Source organism: Pseudomonas sp. HMSC057H01 (genome assembly GCF_001836405.1).
GTDB classification, from domain to species: Bacteria; Pseudomonadota; Gammaproteobacteria; order Pseudomonadales; family Pseudomonadaceae; genus Pseudomonas; species Pseudomonas aeruginosa.
The window spans coordinates 1-23,076 of the sequence record NZ_KV828464.1 but is presented as its reverse complement, the minus strand read 5'-3'; the positions used below and the strand labels follow the sequence as shown (position 1 = coordinate 23,076).

Annotated in this window: 25 protein-coding genes and 1 pseudogene; 6 read left to right on the top strand and 20 right to left on the bottom strand. The window is 67.7% G+C overall.

The window, feature by feature from the left end; all coding sequences use genetic code 11:
- Positions 1-141: 141 nt before the first annotated feature.
- Entirely contained in the window at positions 142-675 is a 534-nt protein-coding gene (locus tag HMPREF2581_RS14330) for a ferritin-like domain-containing protein (protein WP_004365459.1), read from the bottom strand.
- 295 nt (positions 676-970) lie between these two features.
- Here HMPREF2581_RS14330 and HMPREF2581_RS14325 point away from each other — a divergent pair, with 295 nt between their 5' ends.
- Positions 971-3,040, top strand: coding sequence for an AsmA family protein (locus tag HMPREF2581_RS14325; protein ID WP_004365457.1), 2,070 nt, complete (start codon positions 971-973; stop codon positions 3,038-3,040).
- 1 nt (position 3,041) lies between these two features.
- On the opposite strand, the gene brlR is transcribed toward HMPREF2581_RS14325, so the two are convergent.
- Positions 3,042-3,854 (bottom strand): c-di-GMP-binding multidrug transporter transcriptional regulator BrlR, encoded by an 813-nt coding sequence (brlR, locus tag HMPREF2581_RS14320; protein ID WP_003095496.1) that lies wholly within the window; start codon positions 3,852-3,854, stop codon positions 3,042-3,044.
- 146 nt (positions 3,855-4,000) lie between these two features.
- Here brlR and HMPREF2581_RS14315 point away from each other — a divergent pair, with 146 nt between their 5' ends.
- The gene (locus HMPREF2581_RS14315; RefSeq protein ID WP_003095492.1) at positions 4,001-4,408 is read left to right on the top strand and encodes a Rho termination factor N-terminal domain-containing protein; all 408 of its coding nucleotides are present in this window, start codon (positions 4,001-4,003) and stop codon (positions 4,406-4,408) included.
- 43 nt (positions 4,409-4,451) lie between these two features.
- Here HMPREF2581_RS14315 and osmE read toward each other — a convergent pair whose 3' ends face one another.
- Positions 4,452-4,796: an osmotically-inducible lipoprotein OsmE gene (gene osmE, locus HMPREF2581_RS14310; RefSeq protein WP_003095488.1), complete on the bottom strand. Its 345-nt coding sequence runs from the start codon at positions 4,794-4,796 to the stop codon at positions 4,452-4,454.
- A gap of 88 nt (positions 4,797-4,884) precedes the next feature.
- Positions 4,885-5,424 (bottom strand): MOSC domain-containing protein, encoded by a 540-nt coding sequence (locus HMPREF2581_RS14305; RefSeq protein WP_003095483.1) that lies wholly within the window; start codon positions 5,422-5,424, stop codon positions 4,885-4,887.
- A gap of 154 nt (positions 5,425-5,578) precedes the next feature.
- Between HMPREF2581_RS14305 and HMPREF2581_RS33850 the strand changes: the two are divergent.
- Positions 5,579-5,731 (top strand): annotated as a pseudogene (locus tag HMPREF2581_RS33850) (PsiF family protein); the annotation flags it as partial.
- Positions 5,726-5,995, top strand: a complete 270-nt coding sequence (locus tag HMPREF2581_RS33845) for a PsiF family protein (RefSeq protein ID WP_058133593.1) — start codon at positions 5,726-5,728, stop codon at positions 5,993-5,995. The pseudogene HMPREF2581_RS33850 and the gene HMPREF2581_RS33845, both read left to right, overlap by 6 nt.
- Positions 5,996-6,150: 155 nt before the next feature.
- On the opposite strand, the gene HMPREF2581_RS14295 is transcribed toward HMPREF2581_RS33845, so the two are convergent.
- Positions 6,151-7,416 carry an Hsp70 family protein gene (locus HMPREF2581_RS14295; RefSeq protein ID WP_003095476.1) on the bottom strand — a complete coding sequence of 422 codons (1,266 nt, stop codon included), beginning with the start codon at positions 7,414-7,416 and terminating at the stop codon, positions 6,151-6,153.
- A gap of 207 nt (positions 7,417-7,623) precedes the next feature.
- On the opposite strand from HMPREF2581_RS14295, the gene HMPREF2581_RS14290 reads away from it, so the two are divergent.
- Positions 7,624-8,487 (top strand): isocitrate lyase/PEP mutase family protein, encoded by an 864-nt coding sequence (locus tag HMPREF2581_RS14290; protein ID WP_003121125.1) that lies wholly within the window; start codon positions 7,624-7,626, stop codon positions 8,485-8,487.
- A 6-nt stretch (positions 8,488-8,493) separates the two neighbouring features.
- Here HMPREF2581_RS14290 and HMPREF2581_RS14285 read toward each other — a convergent pair whose 3' ends face one another.
- Together HMPREF2581_RS14285 and HMPREF2581_RS14280 are read right to left on the bottom strand one after the other, a co-directional pair.
- The gene (locus HMPREF2581_RS14285) at positions 8,494-9,240 is read right to left on the bottom strand and encodes a hypothetical protein (protein ID WP_003095466.1); all 747 of its coding nucleotides are present in this window, start codon (positions 9,238-9,240) and stop codon (positions 8,494-8,496) included.
- 100 nt (positions 9,241-9,340) lie between these two features.
- Positions 9,341-9,955: a hypothetical protein gene (locus tag HMPREF2581_RS14280; RefSeq protein ID WP_004365449.1), complete on the bottom strand. Its 615-nt coding sequence runs from the start codon at positions 9,953-9,955 to the stop codon at positions 9,341-9,343.
- A gap of 125 nt (positions 9,956-10,080) precedes the next feature.
- On the opposite strand from HMPREF2581_RS14280, the gene HMPREF2581_RS14275 reads away from it, so the two are divergent.
- Positions 10,081-10,347, top strand: a complete 267-nt coding sequence (locus HMPREF2581_RS14275; RefSeq protein WP_003095462.1) for a DksA/TraR family C4-type zinc finger protein — start codon at positions 10,081-10,083, stop codon at positions 10,345-10,347.
- A 9-nt stretch (positions 10,348-10,356) separates the two neighbouring features.
- Here the strand turns inward: HMPREF2581_RS14275 and HMPREF2581_RS14270 are convergent, their stop codons facing one another.
- The 13 genes from HMPREF2581_RS14270 to HMPREF2581_RS14210 all read right to left on the bottom strand — a co-directional run bounded on the left by HMPREF2581_RS14270 (position 10,357) and on the right by HMPREF2581_RS14210 (position 22,930).
- Positions 10,357-11,724: a hypothetical protein gene (locus HMPREF2581_RS14270; protein ID WP_003095457.1), complete on the bottom strand. Its 1,368-nt coding sequence runs from the start codon at positions 11,722-11,724 to the stop codon at positions 10,357-10,359.
- A gap of 118 nt (positions 11,725-11,842) precedes the next feature.
- A complete protein-coding gene (ureC, locus tag HMPREF2581_RS14265) occupies positions 11,843-13,543 on the bottom strand; it encodes an urease subunit alpha (RefSeq protein WP_004365443.1) in 1,701 nt (566 codons plus the stop codon).
- Between the two features lie 62 nt (positions 13,544-13,605).
- The gene (locus HMPREF2581_RS14260; protein ID WP_003095450.1) at positions 13,606-13,911 is read right to left on the bottom strand and encodes an urease subunit beta; all 306 of its coding nucleotides are present in this window, start codon (positions 13,909-13,911) and stop codon (positions 13,606-13,608) included.
- Positions 13,912-13,927: 16 nt separating this feature from the next.
- Complete coding sequence (locus tag HMPREF2581_RS14255) at positions 13,928-14,446, bottom strand: L-methionine sulfoximine N-acetyltransferase (RefSeq protein WP_003099390.1); 519 nt, start codon at positions 14,444-14,446, stop codon at positions 13,928-13,930.
- 8 nt (positions 14,447-14,454) lie between these two features.
- A complete protein-coding gene (locus tag HMPREF2581_RS14250; protein WP_003095443.1) occupies positions 14,455-14,757 on the bottom strand; it encodes an urease subunit gamma in 303 nt (100 codons plus the stop codon).
- 1 nt (position 14,758) lies between these two features.
- Positions 14,759-15,601, bottom strand: a complete 843-nt coding sequence (locus HMPREF2581_RS14245; RefSeq protein ID WP_003116109.1) for an urease accessory protein UreD — start codon at positions 15,599-15,601, stop codon at positions 14,759-14,761.
- Positions 15,602-15,609: 8 nt separating this feature from the next.
- Positions 15,610-16,062 carry a GNAT family N-acetyltransferase gene (locus HMPREF2581_RS14240; protein ID WP_003095437.1) on the bottom strand — a complete coding sequence of 151 codons (453 nt, stop codon included), beginning with the start codon at positions 16,060-16,062 and terminating at the stop codon, positions 15,610-15,612.
- An 83-nt stretch (positions 16,063-16,145) separates the two neighbouring features.
- Entirely contained in the window at positions 16,146-16,844 is a 699-nt protein-coding gene (gene urtE / locus HMPREF2581_RS14235) for an urea ABC transporter ATP-binding subunit UrtE (protein ID WP_003105134.1), read from the bottom strand.
- A 136-nt stretch (positions 16,845-16,980) separates the two neighbouring features.
- Positions 16,981-17,838: an urea ABC transporter ATP-binding protein UrtD gene (gene urtD / locus HMPREF2581_RS14230; protein WP_003111224.1), complete on the bottom strand. Its 858-nt coding sequence runs from the start codon at positions 17,836-17,838 to the stop codon at positions 16,981-16,983.
- Positions 17,835-18,914, bottom strand: a complete 1,080-nt coding sequence (gene urtC, locus HMPREF2581_RS14225) for an urea ABC transporter permease subunit UrtC (RefSeq protein WP_003105139.1) — start codon at positions 18,912-18,914, stop codon at positions 17,835-17,837. The genes urtD and urtC overlap by 4 nt, the downstream gene beginning before the upstream one ends.
- Positions 18,911-20,500 carry an urea ABC transporter permease subunit UrtB gene (urtB, locus tag HMPREF2581_RS14220; RefSeq protein WP_011666774.1) on the bottom strand — a complete coding sequence of 530 codons (1,590 nt, stop codon included), beginning with the start codon at positions 20,498-20,500 and terminating at the stop codon, positions 18,911-18,913. Before urtB ends, urtC begins: the two co-directional genes overlap by 4 nt.
- A gap of 146 nt (positions 20,501-20,646) precedes the next feature.
- A complete protein-coding gene (gene urtA / locus HMPREF2581_RS14215; RefSeq protein WP_003123536.1) occupies positions 20,647-21,912 on the bottom strand; it encodes an urea ABC transporter substrate-binding protein in 1,266 nt (421 codons plus the stop codon).
- A gap of 424 nt (positions 21,913-22,336) precedes the next feature.
- Entirely contained in the window at positions 22,337-22,930 is a 594-nt protein-coding gene (locus tag HMPREF2581_RS14210) for a MarC family protein (RefSeq protein WP_003095417.1), read from the bottom strand.
- Positions 22,931-23,076 lie beyond the last annotated feature (146 nt).

The following is a 23,076-nucleotide window of genomic DNA, read 5'->3' as shown; positions in this document are numbered from 1 at the left end:
AGTTAATTGATTATTTTTGTGATGTCGCAGATTTCGTAAAGGATGGTTAGCTTTTCTCTATTTAATCGATAAATTGGATAAATAAGGCGAAAAGAAAAGCCGGCGCTGCGGGCACCGGCTCTCGGACGGGACTTGCTGGCGTCAGGCGAGGTCGTCGAGGATGTCGGCCATGTCGTCCGCGTGTTCTTCTTCCTGGGCCAGGATTTCCTCGAAGATGCGTCGGCTAGTGGGGTCGTCGTTACCGAGGTAGGTGATGATCTCGCGATAGCTGTCGATGGCGATGCGCTCGGCGATCAGGTTCTCGGTGACCATGTCCTTCAGGGTCTTGCCTTCGACGTATTCGGCATGGGAGCGCTCCTCCAGGCCGCGCGGATTGAAGTCCGGCTCGCCGCCCAGTTGCATGATGCGCTCGGCCAACTGGTCGGCGTGCTGCATTTCCTGGTTGGCATGCTCGAGGAACTCGGCGGCGGCGATGCTCGCCTTCAGGCCGGTGGCCATGAAGTAGTGGCGCTTGTAGCGCAGGAAGCAGACCAGCTCGGTGGCGAGCGCTTCGTTGAGCAGGCGCAGGACGGTCTGGCGATCGGCCGAATAGCCTTCGGTGACCGCGCCTTCCTGGATGTTCTTGCGGGCACGGTCGCGAAGGGTCTGGACGTCCGTCAGTTGAACGGTGGTCATCGGTTTTCTCCTTGAGGCTGATCCGGTGAAAAGGGCCGGCTCTGCGGCCGGCTTTTTCTGCTTACCTAAGGTGTGAGTCCCGCGCGGTCGAAAAAGTTTTATCGACCCGCCGCCGAACTGGCCTTTTGCCTGAAATGCGTGGGACGGGGAGCAATGCCGGCGTTTCGCCGGTCCTAACGGAACGGGCCGGCGTATTCGCGCTGGCGAGTCCATGGGCCAGCCTGCACACTGACGGGCTGAGCGAGGCGCGCTGCCGCGCCTGCCCGACAACCGACGCGGCGAAAAGGAGTTGTGCATGACGCGCGGCCGAAAGATCCTGACCTGGAGCCTCGCCAGCCTGGTCCTGCTGCTGGCGGCGTTGGTGGTGTTCATCGCCACCTTCGACTGGAACCTGATCAAGCCCACCCTCAACGAAAAGGTCTCGGCGGCGCTGAACCGCCCGTTCGCCATCAACGGCAACCTCGCCGTGGCCTGGCGCCGCGAGGAGGGCGAGGAAGGCTGGCGCGCCTGGATCCCCTGGCCGCGCTTCAGCGCCGAGGACATCACCCTCGGCAACCCGGAGTGGACGGCGGGCAAGACCAAGGCGAGCGAGTTCGCCAGCCTGGAACGCATCGAATTCCGCCTCGCGCCGTTGCCGTTGCTCTGGCAGACCATCCGCATTCCACAGATCAAGCTGACCCAGCCGCGCGCCGACCTCCTGCGCCTGGCCGACGGCCGCGCCAACTGGGATTTCGACCTGCCTGCCAGCGACAGCGACGAGCCGTCCGCCTGGCAACTGGACATCCGCGAGATCGGTTTCGACAAGGGTAGCGTCAGCCTCGACGACCAGCGTTTGAAGACCCGCCTGGAAGTGCTGGTCGACCCGCTCGGCAAGCCGGTGCCGTTCGGCCAGTTGGCCGGCAAGGCGCTGGCCACGGGCGATGCGGCGGACGCCCAGGACTATGTGTTCGGCTGGAAGGTCAAGGGCACCTACAAGGGCCAGGCTCTGGCCGGCTCGGGCAAGGTCGGCGGGATGCTGGCGTTGCAGGATGCGAGCAAGCCCTTCCCGCTACAGGCCGAGGTCAGTGCCGGCAGCACCCGTGCCGCGGTGGTCGGCACCCTGACCGACCCGCTCAACCTCGGCGCCCTCGACCTGCGCCTGAAGCTGTCCGGGACCAGCATGGCCAATCTCTATCCGCTGACCGGCATCACCCTGCCGGACACTCCGGCCTACTCCACCGACGGACACCTGCTGGCGCGGCTCAAGGAGGAGGGCGGCGCACTGTTCCGCTACGAGAACTTCAACGGCAAGGTCGGCGCCAGCGACCTGCACGGCAGCCTGACCTTCGTCGCTCGCCAGCCTAGGCCGAAGCTGTCCGGCAAGCTGACCTCCGAGCAACTGCGCTTCGCCGACCTCGGCCCGCTGATCGGCGCCGACAGCAATGCCGAAAAACAGAAGCGCGGGCAGACCAGCCGCCAGCCGGGCGACAAGGTGCTGCCGGTGGAGGAATTCCGTACCGAGCGCTGGCGCGACATGGACGCCGACGTGGAATTCACCGGCAAGCGTATCGTCCACAGCGACCAGTTGCCGATCAGCGACCTCTATACCCATCTGGTGCTCAACGACGGCCTGCTGCGCCTGGAGCCCCTGCGCTTCGGCGTGGCCGGCGGCAAGCTGGAGTCGGACATCCGCCTGGATGGCGGCAAGCAGCCGATGCAGAGCCGAGTGAAGATGAGCGCGCGGGGCTTCAAGCTGAAACAGTTGTTCCCCGGCTTCGCGCCGATGCAGACCAGCTTCGGCGAGCTGAACGGCGACGCCAGTCTCAGCGGCAGCGGCAATTCGGTGGCGAAGATCCTCGGTGGCGCCGATGGCGAACTGAAGATGCTGATCAACGACGGTGCGATCAGCAAAGGCCTGACCGAAATCGCCGGCCTCAATGTCGGAAACTACCTGGTGACCAAGCTGTTCGGCGACGACGAGGTGAAGATCAACTGCGCGGCCGCCGACTTCGGCCTGCAGAAGGGCCTGATGACCAGCCGGCTGTTCGTCTTCGACACCGAGAACGCGCTGGTCAACGTCGACGGCACGGTGAACTTCGCCAACGAGAAGCTCGACCTCGATGTCACCCCGCACAGCAAGGGCCTGCGGATCTTCTCGCTGCGCTCGCCGCTGTACGTGCGCGGCACCTTCGCCAAGCCCGACGCCGGGGTCCACGCCGGGCCGCTGGTGGCGCGCGGCGCGGGAATGATCGCCCTCGGCGTGGCGGTGGGCCCGGCGGCCAGCCTGCTGGCTCTGGTGGCGCCGAGCAAGAGCGACGACAACCAGTGCACCGCCCTGCTGCAACGCATGCGCCAGCCGGCCAAGGCGCCGGCCGGCAAGCGCTGAGTCAGTAGATGGGGATATACAGGTCGACTTGCGAGTTCGGATCCAGCGGTCCGCGGAAACGCTGGTCGTAGTATTCGAAGTCGACCCCCGCCTTGGGCTCCAGGCCGCGTTCGGCGAGCAGGTGGCTGTAGATCGCCTGGAAGCTCTCGGCGATCTGCGGCGCCGTGCCCTTGTGGGTGAACACCGCGTACTTCTGCGCCGGCACCTGGAAGCGCACCATGCCCTCCGGCACCGGCCAGCCTTCCTGCACCTCGAAGCCGGCGACGTAGTGGAATTCACCGTTGGGCTGCTGCGCGCAGATGCCATAGGAGACCTCGGGATCGTGCTTGCCAGCGATCTCGTGCTCGCGCGGGATGAAGCGCTCCCAGAGCTGGCCGATGGTGTCGCCGGGGGCGCTGCCGAAGTATTCCATGCCCACCACGCTGAAGGCGGGACGTTCGACGATTCGTGCATGCATGTTGCGGATCCTCCAGTGGGCGAGCGTCGCCAGGGTTCGGTCGAGTTCCGCCAGCAGGCGCTGGCGGGCGCTTATTTCTTCGCGCAGGGTGTGCTGGTGTCGTTGCAGGAAATGCCGCAGGCGTTGCGGGTCGTCCAGCGCGCCATCGCGTTTCAGGCGGTCGATGGCTTCCAGCGGAACGTCCAGCCGGCGCAGCGCGAGTATGCGCGAGAGCTGCTCGATCTGTTCCGGCTGGTAGTAGCGGTAGCCGTTGTCGCTACCGGTGCGCGCGGGGACGAACAGGCCGATGGCATCGTAGTGGCGAAGCGTCTTGGTGGAGATCTCGAAGATTCGCGCCAGTTGGCCGATGGTGAGCATTTCCGGTTCCTGCTGCGGGATAGCGGCAGACTACGGATTGCCCCTGGGGCAAGGTCAAGGGGTTTGTGCCGGTGTGCACTTTCTCTGAACGTCCGCCGTCGCCTCCCGGTCCCAACAGTGAACCCATCGCAAAGGGAGATATCCCCATGCCCCGTGGCGACAAGAGCAAGTACAGCGACAAGCAGCAGCGCAAGGCCGAGCACATCGAGGAGAGCTACAAGGCCAAGGGTGTGAGCGAATCGGAAGCCGAGGCGCGCGCCTGGGCGACGGTGAACAAGCAGTCCGGCGGCGGCGAGCGCAAGGGCGGTTCCGGCCGCGCCAAGAGCGAGACGGCCAAGCGCGCCGACCGCAAGGACTCGGCCCATCGCGCCGCCCAGGCCCGCTCAGGGAGACCGGCCAACCGCGGCTCGGCGAGCCGTGGCAAACGTCAGGGCAGCACTTCGGTGAGCGAGATGACCCGCGAGGAATTGATGCAGCTGGCGCGCAAGCGCGACATCCGCGGTCGTTCGACGATGCGCAAGGCCGAACTGATTGAGGCACTGTCCCGGGCCTGAACGCAGACGCCCCGCCTCCGTAAGGAAGCGGGGCGTCGAGCCGTCAGGGGCGGGCGTCGCGCTCGTGGCGGTCCAGCTCGGAGCAGCTCAGGAAGCCCGAGCCGTCGACCTTGCCGCTGCCGTCGAAACTGACGTAGAACGGCTGCTGCTGGCCGTCCTTGTTGAGGATGTAGCTGTTGCAGCTCCCCGGTTTCATCAGGCGCTTCTGGGTGCCGGAAGGCGTGCCGCCGATGCGCAGGACTTCCTGCTGGCTCATGCCTTTCTCGACATCCTTGACCAGCGGTTCGTTGCGGAAGGTGATGTAGTTGACCGGGTTCTGCACCTTGGTCGACGCGCAGCCGGCCAGGGTTGCCATCACGAACAGTGCCGCCAGTGACTGCTTGTACATGCTGTGACTCCTTGTGGTTGAGCGGTGCTTGCCAACATTGGAACGCAGGCCCTCGCGCAGAGTTCGCCCGGAATCGCGGCGGATTGCCTCAGACCTTCTCCAGGGCCCGGTGCGGCAGGGGTGGCAGCTGGATATCGATGGCGTCGCCGGGGCGAACCTCGCCGTCTTCCAGGACGATCGCCATCACCCCGGCCTTGCGAATCAGGTTGCCCTGTTCGTCGCGGCCGAGCACGGCGGCGGTCAGTCCGGGCTGGTAGTTGTCCAGCTGCGAGCAGGGATTGCGCAGGCCGGTCAGCTCGACCAGGGCGCTTTCCCCCAGGCGCAGGCGGGTGCCGGTGGGCAGGCCGAGCAGGTCGACGCCACGGGTGGTGATGTTCTCGCCCATGGTCCCCGGGCCGATGGCGAAGCCGCTGGCGCGTAGCTCGTCGTGCAATTCCTCGTGGATCAGGTGGACCTGGCGCAGGTTCGGCTGGGTCGGGTCCTGCCGCACCCGCGAGCGGTGCTTCACGGTGACGCCGTGGTGGGCGTCGCCCTCGACGCCGAGGCCTTTCAGGAGGCGGATGGCGGGACGCACTTGCTTGCTGAACGCGTGGGTGGCGCAGAGGCTCACCGCGATGACCTGTTGCATGGAACTCCTCCTCGTGCGAAGCGTCAGTCTAGCCGCGAAACATGACGCTTGTCGCAAGCGCACAGGACGCGTTCCCAGCCCCTGCAAAGCCCGCCGCAGTCGCTAGACTTCAGCGCACCTGCATGCGAACGTGCAGCCCTTCAAGGAGAGTTCGATGAATATCCTGCGTATCCCGATGTTCGTATTGGCCATGGCCGTCTCGGCCCATGGTTTCGCTGCCACCGCGCAGCAGGAGAAGATGACCGCCTGCAACGCCGAGGCCACCACCAAGGCGCTCAAGGGCGACGAACGCAAGGCGTTCATGAGCGGCTGCCTGAAGGCCGGCGCGCCTGCCGGCGGCAAGGCCACCGCCCAGCAGGAGAAGATGAAGAGCTGCAACGCCGACGCCAGCGCCAAGTCGCTCAAGGGCGACGAGCGCAAGGCATTCATGAGCAGTTGCCTGAAGGCCGGCGGCAGCGCCAAGGCGGCGACCCAGCAGGAGAAGATGAAGACCTGCAACGCCGACGCCACCGCCAAGGCGCTCAAGGGCGACGAACGCAAGGCGTTCATGAGCACCTGCCTGAAGAAGTGAGCCCCACCCTCGGCGGGCTCGGTGTGGCGTTATCCGCCCTGCGGACGGGTGTGGCGTGGTCCTGGCGTAGGGCGGATAACCGCTCGCGGTTATCCGCCATGGCGGGCCCGGTGTGACCTTATCCCCCTATAGGGCAGGGGCACGACCAGGGCGGCTCAGCCATAGCGCTTCTTCGCCTCGATGGCCAGGCCGCTGCCGATGCTGCCGAACAGGTTGCCCTCGACATGACGGGCGTTGGGCAGCATCGCCGAGACGCTCCGGCGCAGCGCCGGAATGCCGCTCGAACCGCCGGTGAAGAACACCGTGTCGACCCGGTCCGGGTCGACCCCGGCCGAGGCCAGCAGTTGCGCGACGCTGTTGCGCACGCGCTCCAGCAGTCCGTCGACGGCGTTCTCGAACAGCCCACGGGTCAGCTCCACGCCGAGCCCGGCCTCGATGCGCTCCAGCGAGAGGTGCAGGCGCTCGGTTTCGGTCAGGCGGATCTTGCTGTCTTCCACCTGCATCGCCAGCCAGTGCCCGGCGCGTTCCTCGATGAGCCTGAAGAGGCGGTCGATGCCGGTGCTGTCGACGATGTCGTAGCGCATGTTCTTCAGCGCCAATTGCGACTTCTGCGCGTACACCGCGTTGATGGTGTGCCAAGTGGCCAGGTTCAGGTGGTAGCTGGTGGGCATGAAGGCGTCGCTCTTCATCCGGCTGCCGTAGCCGAACAGCGGCATCACGCCTTCCAGGCTGAGCTGCTTGTCGAAGTCGGTACCGCCGATGTGCACGCCGCCGGTGGCCAGGATGTCGTCCTGGCGCTCGGCCAGGTTGCGCCGCTCCGGCGCCAGGCGCACCAGGGAGAAGTCCGAGGTGCCGCCGCCGATGTCGACGATCAGGACCAGTTCCTCGCGCTGGATGCCGCGCTCGTAGTCGAAGGCCGCGGCGATCGGTTCGTACTGGAAGGAAACCTCCTTGAAGCCGAGCTTGTTGGCCACCTGCACCAGGGTGTCCTGGGCCTCGCGGTCGGCCTCCGGGTCGTCGTCGACGAAGAACACCGGGCGACCCAGCACCACCGCGTCGAAGGCTTGCCCGGCGGCGGCCTCGCCGCGCGCCTTGAGCTGGCCGATGAACAGGCCGAGCAGGTCCTTGAACGGCAGGGCGCTGCCGAGCACGGTGGTCTCGCTCTTCAGCAGCTTGGAGCCCAGCAGGCTCTTCAGCGAGCGCATCAGCCGGCCCTCGTAGCCCTCCAGGTACTCGCCGAGCGCCTGGCGGCCGTAGACCGGGCGGCGCTCCTCGACGTTGAAGAACACCACCGAGGGCAGGGTGATCTTGCCGTCCTCCAGCTCGATCAGCGGTTCGACCTCCGGCCGCCACCAGCCGACGGTGGAGTTGGAGGTGCCAAAATCGATGCCCAGGGCGCGGGCGGCGGTGCTCGGGTTCATGGCGCGAAACGGTCCGGGAAAAAAACGGCCGCGCAGTGTATGCGAGAGCGTCGCGGATTTCACCGCCGGCGATCGGCAGGAAGCGTCCTGGTACGTCCGTGCGGGCCGCCCCGACCTTTGTATACGGATTTGCCAAGGGGCCCGCGCATGGTGCTATGTTGGCGCTGCTTTCCCACTCCGTCTTGCCGTGTTGTCCTGGATTTCGTCATGCATAGAGCCTCACACCATGAGTTGCGTGCGATGTTTCGCGCGCTGTTGGACTCCTCCCGTTGCTACCACACCGCTTCCGTGTTCGATCCCATGTCGGCGCGCATCGCCGCCGACCTCGGCTTCGAGTGCGGCATCCTCGGCGGTTCGGTGGCTTCCCTGCAGGTCCTGGCGGCGCCGGACTTCGCCCTGATCACCCTCAGCGAATTCGTCGAGCAGGCCACCCGCATCGGCCGGGTGGCGCGCCTGCCGGTGATCGCCGACGCCGACCACGGCTACGGCAACGCGCTGAACGTAATGCGTACGGTGGTCGAACTGGAGCGCGCCGGAATCGCCGCGCTGACCATCGAGGACACCCTGCTGCCGGCGCAGTTCGGGCGCAAGTCCACCGACCTGATCTGCGTCGAGGAAGGCGTCGGCAAGATCCGCGCGGCCCTGGAGGCGAGGGTCGACCCGGCGTTGACCATCATTGCCCGGACCAACGCCGAACTGATCGACGTCGATGCGGTGATCCAGCGCACCCTGGCCTACCAGGAAGCCGGCGCCGATGGCATCTGCCTGGTCGGCGTGCGCGACTTCGCCCACCTCGAGGCGATCGCCGAGCACCTGCACATCCCGCTGATGCTGGTCACCTACGGTAATCCGCAACTGCGCGACGACGCCCGCCTGGCGCGGCTCGGCGTGCGTGTCGTGGTCAACGGCCACGCCGCCTATTTCGCCGCGATCAAGGCGACCTACGACTGCCTGCGCGAGGAGCGCGGTGCGGTGGCCTCGGACCTGACCGCCTCGGAGCTGTCGAAGAAGTACACCTTCCCCGAGGAATACCAGGCCTGGGCCCGCGACTACATGGAAGTCAAAGAGTAGGCGACCTCAGGCCAGGCGCTGGCGCAGCGCCTGGTACAGCGGCAGGTCGCGTTCGTACTGGCCGGGAACCAGGGCGTGGCGGTGCTCGGCGAGCATGCCCAGGTAGTCGTCCACCGCCGTGCGGTAGCTGGCCAACTGGTCGGTGGCCAGGGGCTGGCCGGCCATGGCGCGGATATCGAAAGCCCATTGCAACCCGTCGCGGGCGTTCGAATAGGCGGCGCCGTCCATGCCGGCGGTGAGCGCCAGCCACTGGTCGAGGAAGGCCTGCGGTGCGTCGCGCGGGGGGAAGTGGCGGATCTTCGCGGCGCCCACCTCGGTGATGCCGTCGCCGTCCAGGTCGACGCTGTAGCCTTCCGGCAGCAGCAGGTTGCGCGCGCCTTCCTCGCTCAGCGCCTCGACCCGGATCGGCTCGGCCAGGCCCATGTTGCGCTGCAGCGCCTGCAGGTCGTCGGCGCCCAGGCGGGCGAGGAAGCCGCGGGCGTCCAGTTGCGCGCCGTTTTCGCAGGCGCGGTTGAGCACATGGGCGAAGCGCAACTGGTCTTCCAGGCTGACGCCGCGCACCCGGCTGTATTCCAGCTGGGTGGCGCCGAGGGTGTCGGCCAGCGCCCCGGCCTGCTCCGCGCTGCCTTCGGCGGCGACCGCGAGGCGCGCGTAGGCGGCCTGGAAGTCGCGCTGGAAATCCTGGTCGGGAGTGCGGGTCATCAGCTGCCGCTGGGCCAGGCTCGGAGAGCTGGAGGCTGAGTCGATCTTCATGTCCGGGTCGTCCTTGAGGCCGAGGAGAGAGAGCGCGTTACCCTACGCGCTGGTGGCGGCGCCCGCCAATGCGCAGAAGGTCGCAGGGCGACAGTCTGGTTCAGGATCGCCCGGAGCGCTCGCGTCGCTTGCGTTCGCGGTAGGCGGCCTGGTTGGCCAGGCGCCGCTGCGCCGAACCGGGGCGGTTGGCCGACTGGGCGCGGTACAGGCGCTGGGCGTAGACCAGTTCCATGTAGCGTTGCATCGCGCGGCTGTTGAACAGCAGCCAGGCACAGGCGCCGCCGCCGAGCGCCACCAGGCCCGACGTCTCGCCGCTGGCCAGGCGCAGCAGGAGCCCGGCGCCGACCAGCAGCAGGCTGGCGTCGCGGGCCAGGCGCGGGCCGAGGCTGGCGCCGCGGGAGAGCAGGGCGATCAGCCACAGCCAGGCCGCCAGCAGCGGCAGGGCGGAGAGCCAGCCCAGCGGCCGCAAAGGAGCCTCCGGCAATGCCAGGCGCAGCGCGGCAAGACCCAGCGGCGCGGCACCGAGCAGCAGCGCCAGGCTGCCGAGCAGCGGTGCGTAGAGACCGGGATGACGGCGCGGATACAGGCCGTGCAGTTGCCGGACGCTATAGCGGTCCTCCGGCGCCGGCAGGGCGAACGGATCGCCGGCGAGCGCGGCGTCGAGCTGGCGGCCCTGGTTGATCAGGTGGGCGAGGCGGCGGAACGGTCCCATCATGCGGTGTACCTTCAGGCTTGGCTGGCGATTGTGCCACGCCAGGCCGATGGTCGCGCCGCCCTTGCAAAGCCGCGGGCGAACGCCCATATCTGGAGGTTCCAGGGTTTCAGCCAGAGGAGTCAGTCATGGCCAGCGGGTGGGCAAACGACGGTGCGGTGCAGGAACAGATCGACAGCACGATCGAGGATGCCATCGCTCGTGCGCGCAGCCAGTTGCCCCGTGGCGAGAGCCTGACCCATTGCGAAGAGTGCGACGCGGCGATCCCCGAGGCGCGGCGCCGGGCGATTCCCGGCGTGCGCCTGTGCGTCAACTGCCAGGCCGAGCACGACAGGGAACAGGCGAAGTTCAGCGGCTACAACCGCCGCGGCAGCAAGGACAGCCAGTTGCGCTGAAGGCCTGCCTCAGTTTTCCCGATAGCGTTCCTTCACCCATTGCTCCACCGGCGACAGGGTGCGCATCCCCACGCCCAGCGGATCGTCCATGTCATGCTGGCTGGAGGCGGTCCAGCGCGGGTCGATGAAGGACCAGGCCAGGCCCGCCGGGCCCTGGTCGCGGTAGGTGCCGAAAACGTCGTTGAGGCCCAGCGGCTCCGCGTTGCGCAGCCACTGCCCGTTGAAGCTGTCACCGTTGATGGTGCGGTCCGAGATCCAGCGACCGTCGTCGTAATGGAAAGCCATCACTCGCCAGCGATGCTCGCACCAGTGGCAGGCGTCGTCGTCGACGTAGAAGGCTTCGACGAAGATTTTCTTCCCGCCGATGTCGAGGAAGGTCGAGTAATCGTCGGTATGGCGCGGGGCCAGGCTCAGTCGGCTGCCGTCGCCGAGGTCGATGAAGCGATCGGGGGCGTAGGGCGAGCGCGGCGAAAGGCTCATCAGGACCCTGGCGTAGTCGTCCCGCTGCGGCGGGTCGGCGACCAGTGCCTGGCGCTCCGCGGCGGTCAGCGCGAAGCGCTCGCTGCCTCGGCCGACCACGTCTTCCAGCTGACGCTGGTCGCGCGGCAGGGTGCCGTCGAGGCCGGCGTACAGGTTGACCGCCTGGATGAACCGGGCGACGTCGATGTCGAGCATTTCCGGATAGCCGGAATGGGCGGTCAGCGCGCCGTCCTTCAGGTCGTAGATCACCGACCAGCGCGTCCCTCCCGAACCGCCGGCGTAGGACAGGTAGCCCAGGCGCAGTTCGTCGCGGCCGTCGCCGTCGTAGTCGGCGACTTCCAGTTGGCTGAGGCTGAACAGCTGGGGGAAGGCATAATCGGTTTCGAACTGCTCGCGCGGTTTCCGCTTCGCGTCCGGATCGAAGGGGACCAACTGGATCTTCCGGTATTCCCGGAGGCTCAGCTCGACCATGTTCTTCTGGATATCCAGGAACGGGGAGAGGTTGAGCAGCGAGGAGAGGAGGCCGGGTTCGGCGATGTAGAACACCTTCACCAGCGGCAGGTTGGTCCGTCCCTGGTTCCGCTCCAGGCGCTCGATGACCTGGTCGTCCATGGCGAAGGCCTTGCCGACGAAGCGCCGATTGCCGTAGGCGACCAGGAATTTCTCGCCGAAGCCGAGCAGGTCGGCGCCCTTGATCTCCACCTCGTAGTCCGCCGGAAAGCGCGCGAGGATGGCTTGGCGCAGCATCACGTCCTTCTTGCTGATGGGAATCTCGCCGTACTGGTAGAGCTGGTAGGTCCAGTAGAGGAAGTAGCTGACCACGACGATGGCCGTCGCCTGGAAGGCCTTGGCCAGATACGGGGTGGAAGCGTTGCGGGACGATTGGCGGGAGGACATGGACGGACTGCCGGCGGCTGCGGGGAGGCGCCATTGTCGCCGCTAGTGCCGACAAGCCAAGCTGTCCGAACGGAGCGGTCGACGTCCCGGCGTGGCGCCGGGACCCGTCGCGTGGGAATCAGAACAGGAAATAGCGCTGCGCCATCGGCAGCACGTCCGCCGGTTCGCACCAGAGCAACTGGCCGTCGGCGCGTACCTGGTAGTTCTGTGCGTCGACCTCGATGGTCGGCAGGTAGCCGTTGTGGATCAGGTCGGACTTCTGCACACCGCGACAGCCGCTGACCACGCCGATGGCCTTGCGCAGGCCGAGCTGCTGCGGTACGCCGGCGGCGAAGGCGGCCTGGCTGACGAAGGTCAGGCTGGTCGCGTGGCGGCTGCCGGCGTAGCTGGCGAACATCGGCCGGTAGTGCACCGGCTGCGGCGTGGGGATCGAGCCGTTGATGTCGCCCATCAGGCTGGCGGCGATGGCCCCGCCCTTGAGGATCAGGCTCGGCTTGACGCCGAAGAAGGCCGGGCGCCAGAGCACCAGGTCGGCCCACTTGCCGGCTTCGACGGAGCCCACTTCATGGCTGATGCCGTGGGTGATCGCCGGGTTGATGGTGTACTTGGCGATGTAGCGCCTGGCGCGGAAGTTGTCGTTGCGCGCACCGTCGCCGTCGAGGCGGCCGCGCTGGCGCTTCATCTTGTCGGCGGTCTGCCAGGTGCGCGTGATCACTTCGCCGACCCGGCCCATGGCCTGGCTGTCGGAGCTGATCATGCTGAACGCGCCGAGGTCGTGGAGGATGTCCTCGGCGGCGATGGTCTCGCGGCGGATGCGCGACTCGGCGAAGGCCACGTCCTCGGCGATGGCCGGGTCGAGGTGGTGGCAGACCATCAGCATGTCCAGGTGCTCGTCGATGGTATTGCGGGTGAACGGCCGTGTCGGGTTGGTCGAGCTGGGCAGCACGTTGGCGAAGCCGCAGGCCTTGATGATGTCCGGTGCGTGGCCCCCGCCGGCGCCCTCGGTGTGGTAGGTGTGGATGGTGCGGCCCTTGAAGGCGCCGAGGGTGGTCTCGACGAAGCCGGATTCGTTGAGGGTGTCGGTGTGGATCGCCACCTGGATGTCGTGGCGCTCGGCCACCTCCAGGCAGTTGTCGATCGCCGCCGGGGTGCTGCCCCAGTCCTCGTGCAGCTTCAGGCCGATGGCGCCGGCGAGTACCTGCTCCTCCAGCGGCAGCGGCAGGCTGGCGTTGCCCTTGCCGGTGAAGCCGATGTTCATCGGGAAGGCGTCGGCGGCCTGGAGCATCCGCGCCATGTGCCAGGGACCGGAGGTGCAGGTGGTGGCGTTGGTCCCGGCGGCGGGGCCGGTGCCGCCGCCGATCATGGTGGTGACGCCGCTCATCAGCGCCTCTTCGATCTGCTGCGGGCAGATGAAGTGGATGTGCGTGTCGATGCCGCCGGCGGTGAGGATCATGCCCTCGCCGGCGATCACCTCGGTGCCGGCGCCGATGGCGATGTTCACCCCGGGCTGGATGTCCGGGTTGCCGGCCTTGCCGATGGCCTGGATGCGCCCGTCCTTGAGACCGACGTCGGCCTTGACCACGCCCCAGTGGTCGAGGATCAGCGCGTTGGTGATCACCGTGTCGACCACCTGCGCCGCGCCCAGCTGGCTCTGGCCCATGCCGTCGCGGATGACCTTGCCGCCGCCGAACTTCACTTCCTCGCCATAGACGGTGAAGTCCCGTTCCACCTCGAGCCACAGGTTGGTGTCGGCCAGGCGCACGCGGTCGCCGACGGTGGGGCCGAACATGTCGGCGTAGGCTTGTCTGCTGATTTTCATCGAACGCTCCTTTGGCGATCGTCGGTGTTCGCTGTCTTTGGTCGAACCTGGCCAGTGGGGCCCTAGAGGTCCCCCATCACCCGCCCGGCAAAGCCGTATACCCGCCGTCCGCCGCCGATTTCCACCAGCTCCACCTCGCGGCTCTGCCCCGGTTCGAAGCGCACCGCGGTGCCGGCGGCGATGTTCAGGCGCATGCCACGGGTGGCCGGACGGTCGAAGGCGAGGGCGTCGTTGACCTCGAAGAAGTGGTAGTGCGAGCCGACCTGGATCGGCCGGTCGCCGGTGTTCGCCACGCTCAGGGCGAGGGTGCGGCGGCCGGCGTTGAGTTCGATATCGCCGGGCTGGATGTCGTATTCACCGGGGATCATGGGGGCTCCTTGGGGCTCAGGGCGCGCTGCGCGTCGGGTCGAGGTTCAGTTGCATGAAGGTCAGGTCGAGCCAGCGGCCGAACTTCTGGCCCACCTGCGGCATCTGCCCGCTGATCTCGAAGCCGAGGCGCCGGTGCAGGCCGATCGAAGCGGCATTGCCGCTTTCGATGGCGGCCACCATGACGTGCAGGCCCTGGGCCCGCGCACGTTCGATCAGCGCCTGTAGCAGTTGCACGCCGAGGCCTTTGCCGCGCTGGTCGTCGCGCACGTAGACGGAGTGCTCGACGGTGCCGCGGAAGCCCTCGAAGGGTCGCCAGTCGCCGTAGGAGGCGTAGCCGAGCACTTCGCCGGCGGCGTCGCTCGCCACCAGGATCGGGTAGCCCTGGCGGGCGCGGGTGTCGAACCAGGCCTGGCGGTTGGCCAGGTCCACCGGGGTTTCGTTCCAGATCGCCGTGGTATTGCCCACGGCGTCGTTGTAGATGGCGAGGATGCCGGGCAGGTCGGCGACGCCGGCGTCGCGGATCGAAGCGCTCATGGGCGGCCTCAGGCGATGGGCTGGTGGACGGTCACCAGCTTGGTGCCGTCGGGGAAGGTGGCCTCCACCTGGATGTCCGGGATCATCTCCGGCACGCCCTCCATCACCTGCTCGCGGCTCAGCAGGGTGGTGCCGTAGTGCATCAGTTCGGCGACGCTGCGGCCGTCGCGCGCGCCCTCCAGCAGGGCGGCGGAGATCAGCGCCACCGCCTCCGGGTAGTTCAGCTTGAGACCGCGTGCCAGCCGGCGCTCGGCGAGCAGGCCGGCGGTGAAGATCAGCAGCTTGTCTTTCTCGCGGGGGGACAAGTCCATCTCAGGTACTCCAGATGCGTGGGGGAACGGCCTCGCGGCCGAGCAGCGCCGGCCGCAGCAGGCGCCAGAGTTCGATCAGCCAGGCTCGCGCGTGCAGCGCCTCGTCGGCCAGGCAGCGCGCCACCAGCAGGCCTCCGGGCAACTGGCTGAGGTTGCCGCGGCCGGCGCAGGGGAGCGCGCGGCAGCGTTGCAGCAGGTCGGTGTCGATCTCGCCGCTGGCGACCAGGGTCGCCAGCACCGGGTGCCCGGCGAGGCCGATCGGCGAGTCGAGCAGGCGGTCGCCGCCGTCGATGCGCTGGCGCTCGTGCCAGAGCAGGCGGTCGTCGCGACGGATGTCCAGGGCTGCGACGAAGTGGCCGCTGGCGAAGCGCTCGCCGCTGGCCGGGCGGCCGAGCGCGACCATGTCCCAGTAGAACAGGCGGGCGTCGCCGCGCAGTTGGATACGGGTTTCCAGTTCGGCCTGGGCGCCGGCGAAGACGATGCTTTCCTGCGGCAGCCATTCCAGGGTGGCGCCGGGCTCCAGGTGGATCTCCAGGGTCTGCCGCGACGGGCAGGCGGCGCGGTACCACTTGGCCGCGCCGGGGCTGGTGAGCTGGGCCCAGGCGCGTTCGCCGAGGCGCACGTCGAAGGCCAGGCTGTCGCCGCCGGCGATGCCGCCGGGCGGATGCACGAGGATGTGCTGGCAGACTTCCGGGCCTTCGGCGTAGAGGTGCTTCTGCACCCGCAGCGGTCCGGCGTGGCGCCGCGTCACCGGGCGTGTGGCGTCGCCGGCGCGGGCGTAGGCCAGCTCCAGCTGGGCGTGCCAGGCGGGGTGGAAGCTCAGGTCGGGGAGGGCGGCGGTCATCGGTCGGGTCAGGCCAGGGCCTTGCGCATGAACACGCGGCGGAATCCCTCTTCCTGGCGGCGTTCGTATTCGAGGTAGCCGACCCTGGCGTAGAGCGCGATGTTTTCCGTCATCCGCTCGTTGGTGTAGAGGTACAGCGAGCGGTAGCCGAGGCTCGTCGCGTCGCGCTCGGCGCGTTCCAGCAGCTGTCGGCCGATGCCCTGGCCCTTGCATTCGGGAAGCACGGCGAGGTTGTCGACGAGGAAGCCGTCGGCGGTTTCCCGGGTCACCAGCAGGCCGACCGGCTGGCCGTCGTGCTCGGCGATGAGGACCCGGTCGCTGGCGATCACCTCGTGGTAGTCCTGGGTCATCGGCCAGGGTTTGCGGCCGATCACCGCGATCCACGGGGCATAGGCGGCGGCGACGCAGAGCGCGGCGAAGCCCGCGTCGGCCTGGACGGCCGGGCGCAGAGTGACGGTCATTTCGACCTCCTGCGGAAAGACGAGGGCATAGAGATTGCCAGCGCAGGCCCCGGTTGCGCCAGCGGCAGTGTGTCCCAGTCCGTTCAAATCGCCACCAGCCCGCGCACGCCCTCGCTCTCCATGTCGCGGCCGCGGCCCTGCTGGACGATCTCGCCGCGCGCCATCACCAGGTATTGGTCGGCCAGTTCGGCGGCGAAGTCGTAGAACTGCTCGACCAGCAGGATCGCCATGTCGCCGCGCGCCGCCAGGCTGCGGACGACCGTGCCGATCTCCTTGATCACCGAAGGCTGGATGCCTTCCGTGGGTTCGTCGAGGATCAGCAGTCGCGGCTGGCTGGCCAGGGCGCGGCCGATCGCCAGTTGCTGCTGCTGGCCGCCGGAGAGGTCGCCGCCGCGGCGCTGTTTCATTTCGCGCAGGACCGGGAACAGCTCGTAGATGAAGTCCGGCACCGCCCGGGCGTCCCTGGCGCTGAAACGGGACAGTCCCATCAGCAGGTTCTCTTCCACCGTCAGCCGGGGGAAGATTTCCCGTCCCTGCGGCACGTAGGCGATCCCGGCGCGGACCCGCTGGTGCGGCCTGAGTCCGGTGAGCGAACGGCCTTCCCAGGCGACCTGGCCCTCGCGGGCCGGGACCAGGCCCATCAGGCAGCGCAGCAGGGTGGTCTTGCCCACCCCGTTGCGACCGAGCAGGCAGGTCACCTCGCCTACCTTCGCCTCGAAGCTCAGGCCACGGAGGATATGGCTACCGCCGTAGTACTGGTGCAGCTTGTCGACTTGCAGCATGGTTCTCTTCCATTTGTCCCGTGATGGTTCTTCACTGCGATTCCCAACCTGGCTCGGCGGATAACCGCGAGCGGTCATTCGCCCTACGCGACGGGCGCCACTTGGCAGGCGCTACCCGCCGAGCGGATGGCTGGCGTCAGCGACCGAGGTAGACCTCGATCACCTGTTCGTCGGCCTGTACCTCCGCCAGCGAGCCTTCGGCCAGCACGTGGCCCTGGTGCAGCACGGTGACATGGTCGGCGATGCTGCCGACGAAACCCATGTCGTGCTCCACCACCATCAGCGAGTGCTTGCGCGCCAGGGACTTGAACAGCTCGGCGGTGAATTCGGTCTCGGCATCGGTCATGCCCGCCACCGGCTCGTCGAGCAGCAGCAACTGCGGTTCCTGCACCAGCAGCATGCCGATCTCGAGGAACTGCTTCTGGCCGTGGGACAGCAAACCCGCCGGACGCTGCCGCGACTCCAGCAGGCGGATGGTGGCGAGCACCTCCTCGATGCGTTCCCTCTGCGTGCCGTCGAGCCGCGCGCGCAGGCTGGCCCACACCGACTTGTCGGCCCTCTGCGCCAGTTCGAGGTTCTCGAACACGCTCAGGGCCTCGAACACCGTAGGCTTCTGGAACTTGCGACCGATCCCGGCCTGGGCGATCTGCACCTCGCTCATGCGGGTCAGGTCGAGGGTGTCGCCGAAATACGCGGTACCGCTCTGCGGGCGGGTCTTGCCGGTGATCACGTCCATCAGGGTGGTCTTGCCGGCGCCGTTGGGGCCGATGATGCAGCGCAATTCGCCGACGCCGATGTACAGGGTCAGGTCGCGCAGGGCCTTGAAGCCGTCGAAGCTGACGTTGATGTCTTCCAGGCTGAGGATGGTGCCGTGGCGCGCGTCCAGCCGGCCGCTGGTGGCGGCGCCCAGGCCGATGGCGTCGCGGCCGCTGCCGGCGCTATCGAGGCCGGGGTGGAAGGCCGGTTCGAGCATCAGGTGCGGGGTGGTCCTCATTGCTCCTTCTCCTTGCGCAGCAGGCCGAGCAGGCCGCGCGGCAGGTACAGGGTGACGACGATGAACAGCGCGCCGAGGAAGAACAGCCAGTATTCCGGGAAGGCCACGGTGAACCAGCTCTTCGCGCCGTTCACCACGCCGGCGCCGAGCAGCGGGCCGAGCAGGGTGCCGCGTCCGCCGAGGGCGACCCAGACGGCGGCTTCGATGGAGTTGGTCGGCGACATCTCGCTGGGGTTGATGATCCCCACCTGCGGCACGAACAGCGCGCCGGCGAGGCCGCAGAGCACCGCGCTCAGGGTCCAGACGAAGAGCTTGTAGCCGCGCGGGTCGTAGCCGCAGAACATCAGGCGGTTCTCGGCGTCGCGCAGCGCGGTGAGGACCCGGCCGAACTTGCTCCGCGCCAGGCGCCAGCCGAGCAGCAGGCTGGCCGCGAGCAGCGCGACGGTGGCGAGGAACAGGGCGGCGCGGGTGCCCGGCGCGGTGATCGGGAAGCCGAGAATGCTGCGGAAGTCGGTGAAGCCGTTGTTGCCGCCGAAACCGGTCTCGTTGCGGAAGAACAGCAGCATGCCGGCGAAGGTCAGGGCCTGGGTCATGATCGAGAAGTACACGCCGCGGATCCGCGAGCGGAAGGCGAAGTAGCCGAAGGCGAAGGCCAGCGCGCCGGGCACCAGCACCACCAGGCACAGCGCCCAGAGGAAGTGCTGGGTGCCGGCCCAGTACCAGGGCAATTCGTTCCAGGAAAGGAAGGTCATGAACGCCGGCAGGCTGTCGCCGGAGGCCTGGCGCATCAGGTACATGCCCATGGCGTAGCCGCCGAGGGCGAAGAACAGCCCGTGGCCGAGGGACAGCAGGCCGGCGTAGCCCCAGACCAGGTCGAGAGCGAGGGCGACGATGGCGTAGCAGAGGATCTTGCCGGTCAGGGTCAGGCTGTAGGCCGAGAGGTGCAGCGCGCTGTCCGCCGGCAGCAGGTGCAGCAGCGGCATGGCCAGCAGCGTGGCGAAGGCTGCGCCGAGCGCGATAGCGGTGACGCGGCCGCCGGCCCGGCGGGCGAGGGTGACGGTGAGTGGCTGGTTCAATCGATGACCCTCCCTTTCAGGGCGAACAGTCCCTGCGGGCGTTTCTGGATGAACAGGACGATCAGCGCGAGGATCAGGATCTTGCCCAGCACCGCGCCGATCTGCGGTTCGAGGATCTTGTTCGCCACGCCGAGGCCGAAGGCGGCGAGGACGCTGCCGGCGAGCTGGCCGACGCCGCCGAGCACCACCACCAGGAAGGAGTCGATGATGTAGCCCTGGCCGAGGTCCGGGCCGACGTTGCCGACCTGCGACAGGGCTACCCCGCCGAGCCCGGCGATGCCCGAGCCGAGACCGAAGGCGAGCATGTCCACGCGCCCTGTGGGCACCCCGCAGCAGGCCGCCATGTTGCGGTTCTGGGTCACCGCGCGGACGTTCAGGCCGAGCCGCGTGCGGTTCAGCAGCAGCCAGGTGAGGAGCAGCACGAACAGGGCGAAGCCGATGATGACGATGCGGTTCCACGGCAGCACCAGGTTCGGCAGCACCTGGATGCCGCCGGACAGCCAGGCCGGGTTGGCTACCTCGACGTTCTGTGCGCCGAACAGCATCCGCACCAGTTGGATCAGCACCAGGCTGATGCCCCAGGTGGCGAGCAGGGTTTCCAGCGGCCGGCCGTAGAGATGGCGGATCACCGTGCGCTCCAGGGCCATGCCGATGGCGGCGCTGACGCAGAACGCCACCGGTAGCGCCAGCAACGGGTAGAGCGCCAGCCATTCCGGCGCCAGGCGCTGGAACAGCAGTTGCACCACGTAGGTGGAGTAGGCGCCGAGCATGAGCATTTCGCCGTGGGCCATGTTGATCACCCCGAGCAGGCCGTAGGTGATCGCCAGGCCGAGCGCCGCGAGCAGCAGGATCGAGCCCAGCGACAGGCCGCTGAAGGCCTGGCCGAGCAGGTCGCCGACCAGCAGCCGGCGCTTGACCTGGGCCAGGCTGGTGGCGGCAGCGATGCGCACGCCTTCCTCCGGTTCCACCGCCGGGTCGAGCAGGTTCTCCAGGCGGGTTCGCGCCAGCGGATCGCCGGACTCGCCGAGCAGGCGCACGGCGGAAAGGCGTAGCGCCGGGTCGGGATCGCCGAGTTGCAGGTTGGCCAGGGCCAGGCCGAGGGCTTCCTTCACGCCAGCGTCGCTCTCGATCCGCAGGCGCGCTTCGAGCAGCGGCCGTTGCGCGGCCTTGGCGGTTTTCTGCAACTGCTGCGCGGCGGCCTGCCGCAGCGGCACTTCGTTGGCCACCAACTGGTGGCTGGCCAGGGCGGTGTTGAGCAGGCCGCGCAGGCGATTGTTCAGGCGCAGCGGCTTCGGCTCGCCGTCCGGCAGGGCGTCGCCTTCGGCGGCCTGGAAACGCTGGTCGGCGCCGAGGAGGAATGGCTGCTGGCGGCTGTCCAGCGCAATGCGGTTGTGGCGCAGCGCTTCGAGAAAGGCCAGGCGATCGGCGTCGGGCGTCGCCGCCCAGTGTTCGAGCAGGTGGGCGCGACCGCCGTTGTCGGCAGCGGCGAAGTCCTGCGCCGGTCCGGCGTGGGCCGCCACCGCGAGAAGGGCGGCCAGGACCAGGACACAGGCCTGGAGCGGGCGGGTGAGGAGGGCAAGGGGCATGCTGGGGTTCCTGGGCGACGTGCGGTATGGCCGGTCCCCCGCCCTCTCCCTGAAGGGCGAGGGGGCCGTTCGGCGCGCGACCGGAGCGTTCCCGTTCCGTTCAGGGGAACGCCTGGTCAGGGGGGCAGGGTTCTTCACGGCAGAACTCAGTTGCTCTTCAGCGCATGCTCCGGCTTTTTCTCGTTGCCCGGGATGAACGGGCTCCAGGGTTGCGCGCGAAGCGGCTCGGGGGTCTTCCAGACCACTTCGAACTGGCCGTCGTCCTGGATCTCGCCGATCATCACCGGCTTGTGCAGGTGGTGGTTGCTCTTGTCCATGACCAGCGTGTAGCCGGATGGCGCCTTGAAGCTTTGCCCGGCCATCGCCTCGCGAACCTTGTCGACCTCGGTGCTGCCGGCCTTTTCCACGGCCTGCGCCCACATATGGATGCCGACGTAGGTGGCTTCCATGGGGTCGTTGGTCACCGCGGTGGCGTAGTTCGGCAGGTTCTTCGCCTTGGCGTAGGCTTTCCAGTCGGCGACGAACTTCTCGTTGACCGGATTGCTCACCGACTCGAAGTAGTTCCATGCCGCGAGGTTGCCGACCAGCGGCTTGGTGTCGATGCCGCGCAGTTCTTCCTCGCCTACGGAGAAGGCCACCACCGGCACCTCGGTGGCTTCCAGGCCCTGGTTGGCCAGTTCCTTGTAGAAGGGCACGTTGGAGTCGCCATTGACGGTGGAGACCACCGCGGTCTTGCCGCCTGCGGCGAACTTCTTGATGTCGGCGACGATGGTCTGGTAGTCGCTGTGGCCGAATGGCGTGTAGACCTCCTGGATGTCCTTGTCGTCCACGCCCTTGCTGTGCAGGAAGGCGCGCAGGATCTTGTTGGTGGTGCGCGGGTAGACATAGTCGGTGCCGAGCAGGAAGAAGCGCCTGGCACCGCCGCCGTCCTCGCTCATCAGGTACTCCACCGCCGGGATCGCCTGCTGGTTCGGCGCCGCGCCGGTATAGAAGACGTTCGGCGAGAGTTCCTCGCCCTCGTACTGGACCGGGTAGAACAGCAATCCGTTGAGTTCCTCGAATACCGGCAACACCGATTTGCGCGACACCGAGGTCCAGCAACCGAAGACCACCGCGACCTTGTCCTGGGTCAGCAACTGGCGGGCCTTTTCCGCGAACAGCGGCCAGTTCGACGCCGGATCGACCACCACCGCCTCCAGCTTCTTGCCGTTGACCCCGCCCTTGGCGTTGATCTCGTCGATGGTCATCAGGGCCATGTCCTTCAGCGAGGTCTCGGAGATCGCCATGGTCCCGGACAGCGAGTGAAGGATGCCGACCTTGATGGTTTCGGCGGCCTGGATGGACCAGGACAGGCCCATGGAAGCGATGGACGCGGACAGCGTGAAGGCCTTGAGCAGACTGCGACGTTTCATTGGTGTTGTTCTCCATTCACCAGCGGTCGGGGCGGCAGTTTTCAGGAGGCGTCGTGCTTGTCGTCGGGCATCCGTCCGGTGGACGGCGGGGTGCGCACTGCGGCCTGGATCTCTTCGTCGAGGCTCCAGAGCAAAGGCTGTGCCTCTTCTTGGCGCTGGCCGGTATCGGTCGGCGAAAAGGCGCCGCGAGTCGCCGGGGAAGCATGCCGAGCAGGCCTGGCTATGCCGGTGAAGGCGGCGTTTTCAGCGGGTTTTCGCCGGATATCGACGGAGAAGGGGTCGTGGGTTCCGGATGGGGAGGCGTCGCGCTGACCTCCCTCCCTACCGCCGGCGGCGCGTCCATGGGAGCGCCGCCGCTTCGCCCGGGCACCACCGCGGTGCGTCAGGGCGCGGCATCCAGGGTGTCCGCCTCAGGCTGGTGCGCTCAGCCTGGGAACAGCGAACCCTTCAGGCCGGTGACGATGATCTGCGCCGCCAGCGCGCAGACGAACAGACCCATCAGGCGACTGACGATCTGCAGGCCCTGGTCGCCAAGCAGGCGTTCGATGCGGTCGGAAAGATAGAGCGTGGTGCCGAGGGTCAGGCAGGCGAGGAAGATCGCCACCAGGGAGATCAGCTTGGCCTCCCAGCCCTGGCCGACGCCCATCACCAGCAGCGCGCCGATGGTCCCGGGGCCGACGGTGAGAGGAATGGTCAGCGGGACGATGGTCACGTCCTGCTGCACGTTGTCGCTCTGCACCGCCGCGCGGCCCTGGGCCATGCCCAGCGCGGAGATGAACAGCACGCTGCCGGCGCCGATGCGGAAGGCGTCGGCGGTGATACCGAAGAGGATGAAGATGTAGCGGCCGAACAGGTACAGCGCGACGCTGGCGATCAGCGCCGCCAGGGCCACCCGCCAGGCCATGCGCTTGCGGTCGCGCGGGCCGAAGCCGCGGCTGAGACTGATGAAGCAGGACAGCACGAAGAAGGGGCTATAGAGCACCAGCATCTTCAGGTAGACGCTGAACAGCAAATGCATGGAGGCGCTTCCGGTCCGGGGGTGGGCATGAGCATAGCGTGCGACGGGCCGGTGCGATGTCCGGCGGGTTGGCAATATGCCGGTTCGCGTGGCATGTGACAACGAGGCCGGATGTCGGCGGATAACGCCGTTGGCGTCATGCGCCC

What these genes read in the sequence shown, in the direction of transcription:
- urtE (WP_003105134.1), bottom strand. Translation starts at nt 16,844, where the DNA reads ATGCTGCAAGTCGACAAGCTGCACCAGTACTACGGCGGTAGCCATATC.
- HMPREF2581_RS14245 (WP_003116109.1), bottom strand. Translation starts at nt 15,601, where the DNA reads ATGACCGCCGCCCTCCCCGACCTGAGCTTCCACCCCGCCTGGCACGCC.
- brlR (WP_003095496.1), bottom strand. Translation starts at nt 3,854, where the DNA reads ATGCTCACCATCGGCCAACTGGCGCGAATCTTCGAGATCTCCACCAAG.
- HMPREF2581_RS14305 (WP_003095483.1), bottom strand. Translation starts at nt 5,424, where the DNA reads ATGCAACAGGTCATCGCGGTGAGCCTCTGCGCCACCCACGCGTTCAGC.
- ureC (WP_004365443.1), bottom strand. Translation starts at nt 13,543, where the DNA reads ATGAAAATCAGCAGACAAGCCTACGCCGACATGTTCGGCCCCACCGTC.
- HMPREF2581_RS14280 (WP_004365449.1), bottom strand. Translation starts at nt 9,955, where the DNA reads ATGATGGGACCGTTCCGCCGCCTCGCCCACCTGATCAACCAGGGCCGC.
- urtA (WP_003123536.1), bottom strand. Translation starts at nt 21,912, where the DNA reads ATGAAACGTCGCAGTCTGCTCAAGGCCTTCACGCTGTCCGCGTCCATC.
- urtD (WP_003111224.1), bottom strand. Translation starts at nt 17,838, where the DNA reads ATGAGGACCACCCCGCACCTGATGCTCGAACCGGCCTTCCACCCCGGC.
- HMPREF2581_RS14240 (WP_003095437.1), bottom strand. Translation starts at nt 16,062, where the DNA reads ATGACCGTCACTCTGCGCCCGGCCGTCCAGGCCGACGCGGGCTTCGCC.
- HMPREF2581_RS14275 (WP_003095462.1), top strand. Translation starts at nt 10,081, where the DNA reads ATGGCCAGCGGGTGGGCAAACGACGGTGCGGTGCAGGAACAGATCGAC.
- HMPREF2581_RS14330 (WP_004365459.1), bottom strand. Translation starts at nt 675, where the DNA reads ATGACCACCGTTCAACTGACGGACGTCCAGACCCTTCGCGACCGTGCC.
- HMPREF2581_RS14260 (WP_003095450.1), bottom strand. Translation starts at nt 13,911, where the DNA reads ATGATCCCCGGTGAATACGACATCCAGCCCGGCGATATCGAACTCAAC.
- HMPREF2581_RS14325 (WP_004365457.1), top strand. Translation starts at nt 971, where the DNA reads ATGACGCGCGGCCGAAAGATCCTGACCTGGAGCCTCGCCAGCCTGGTC.
- osmE (WP_003095488.1), bottom strand. Translation starts at nt 4,796, where the DNA reads ATGTACAAGCAGTCACTGGCGGCACTGTTCGTGATGGCAACCCTGGCC.
- HMPREF2581_RS14295 (WP_003095476.1), bottom strand. Translation starts at nt 7,416, where the DNA reads ATGAACCCGAGCACCGCCGCCCGCGCCCTGGGCATCGATTTTGGCACC.
- HMPREF2581_RS14285 (WP_003095466.1), bottom strand. Translation starts at nt 9,240, where the DNA reads ATGAAGATCGACTCAGCCTCCAGCTCTCCGAGCCTGGCCCAGCGGCAG.
- urtB (WP_011666774.1), bottom strand. Translation starts at nt 20,500, where the DNA reads ATGCCCCTTGCCCTCCTCACCCGCCCGCTCCAGGCCTGTGTCCTGGTC.
- HMPREF2581_RS14255 (WP_003099390.1), bottom strand. Translation starts at nt 14,446, where the DNA reads ATGAGCGCTTCGATCCGCGACGCCGGCGTCGCCGACCTGCCCGGCATC.
- HMPREF2581_RS14270 (WP_003095457.1), bottom strand. Translation starts at nt 11,724, where the DNA reads ATGTCCTCCCGCCAATCGTCCCGCAACGCTTCCACCCCGTATCTGGCC.
- HMPREF2581_RS33845 (WP_058133593.1), top strand. Translation starts at nt 5,726, where the DNA reads ATGAGCGGCTGCCTGAAGGCCGGCGCGCCTGCCGGCGGCAAGGCCACC.
- HMPREF2581_RS14290 (WP_003121125.1), top strand. Translation starts at nt 7,624, where the DNA reads ATGCATAGAGCCTCACACCATGAGTTGCGTGCGATGTTTCGCGCGCTG.
- HMPREF2581_RS14250 (WP_003095443.1), bottom strand. Translation starts at nt 14,757, where the DNA reads ATGGACTTGTCCCCCCGCGAGAAAGACAAGCTGCTGATCTTCACCGCC.
- HMPREF2581_RS14210 (WP_003095417.1), bottom strand. Translation starts at nt 22,930, where the DNA reads ATGCATTTGCTGTTCAGCGTCTACCTGAAGATGCTGGTGCTCTATAGC.
- HMPREF2581_RS14315 (WP_003095492.1), top strand. Translation starts at nt 4,001, where the DNA reads ATGCCCCGTGGCGACAAGAGCAAGTACAGCGACAAGCAGCAGCGCAAG.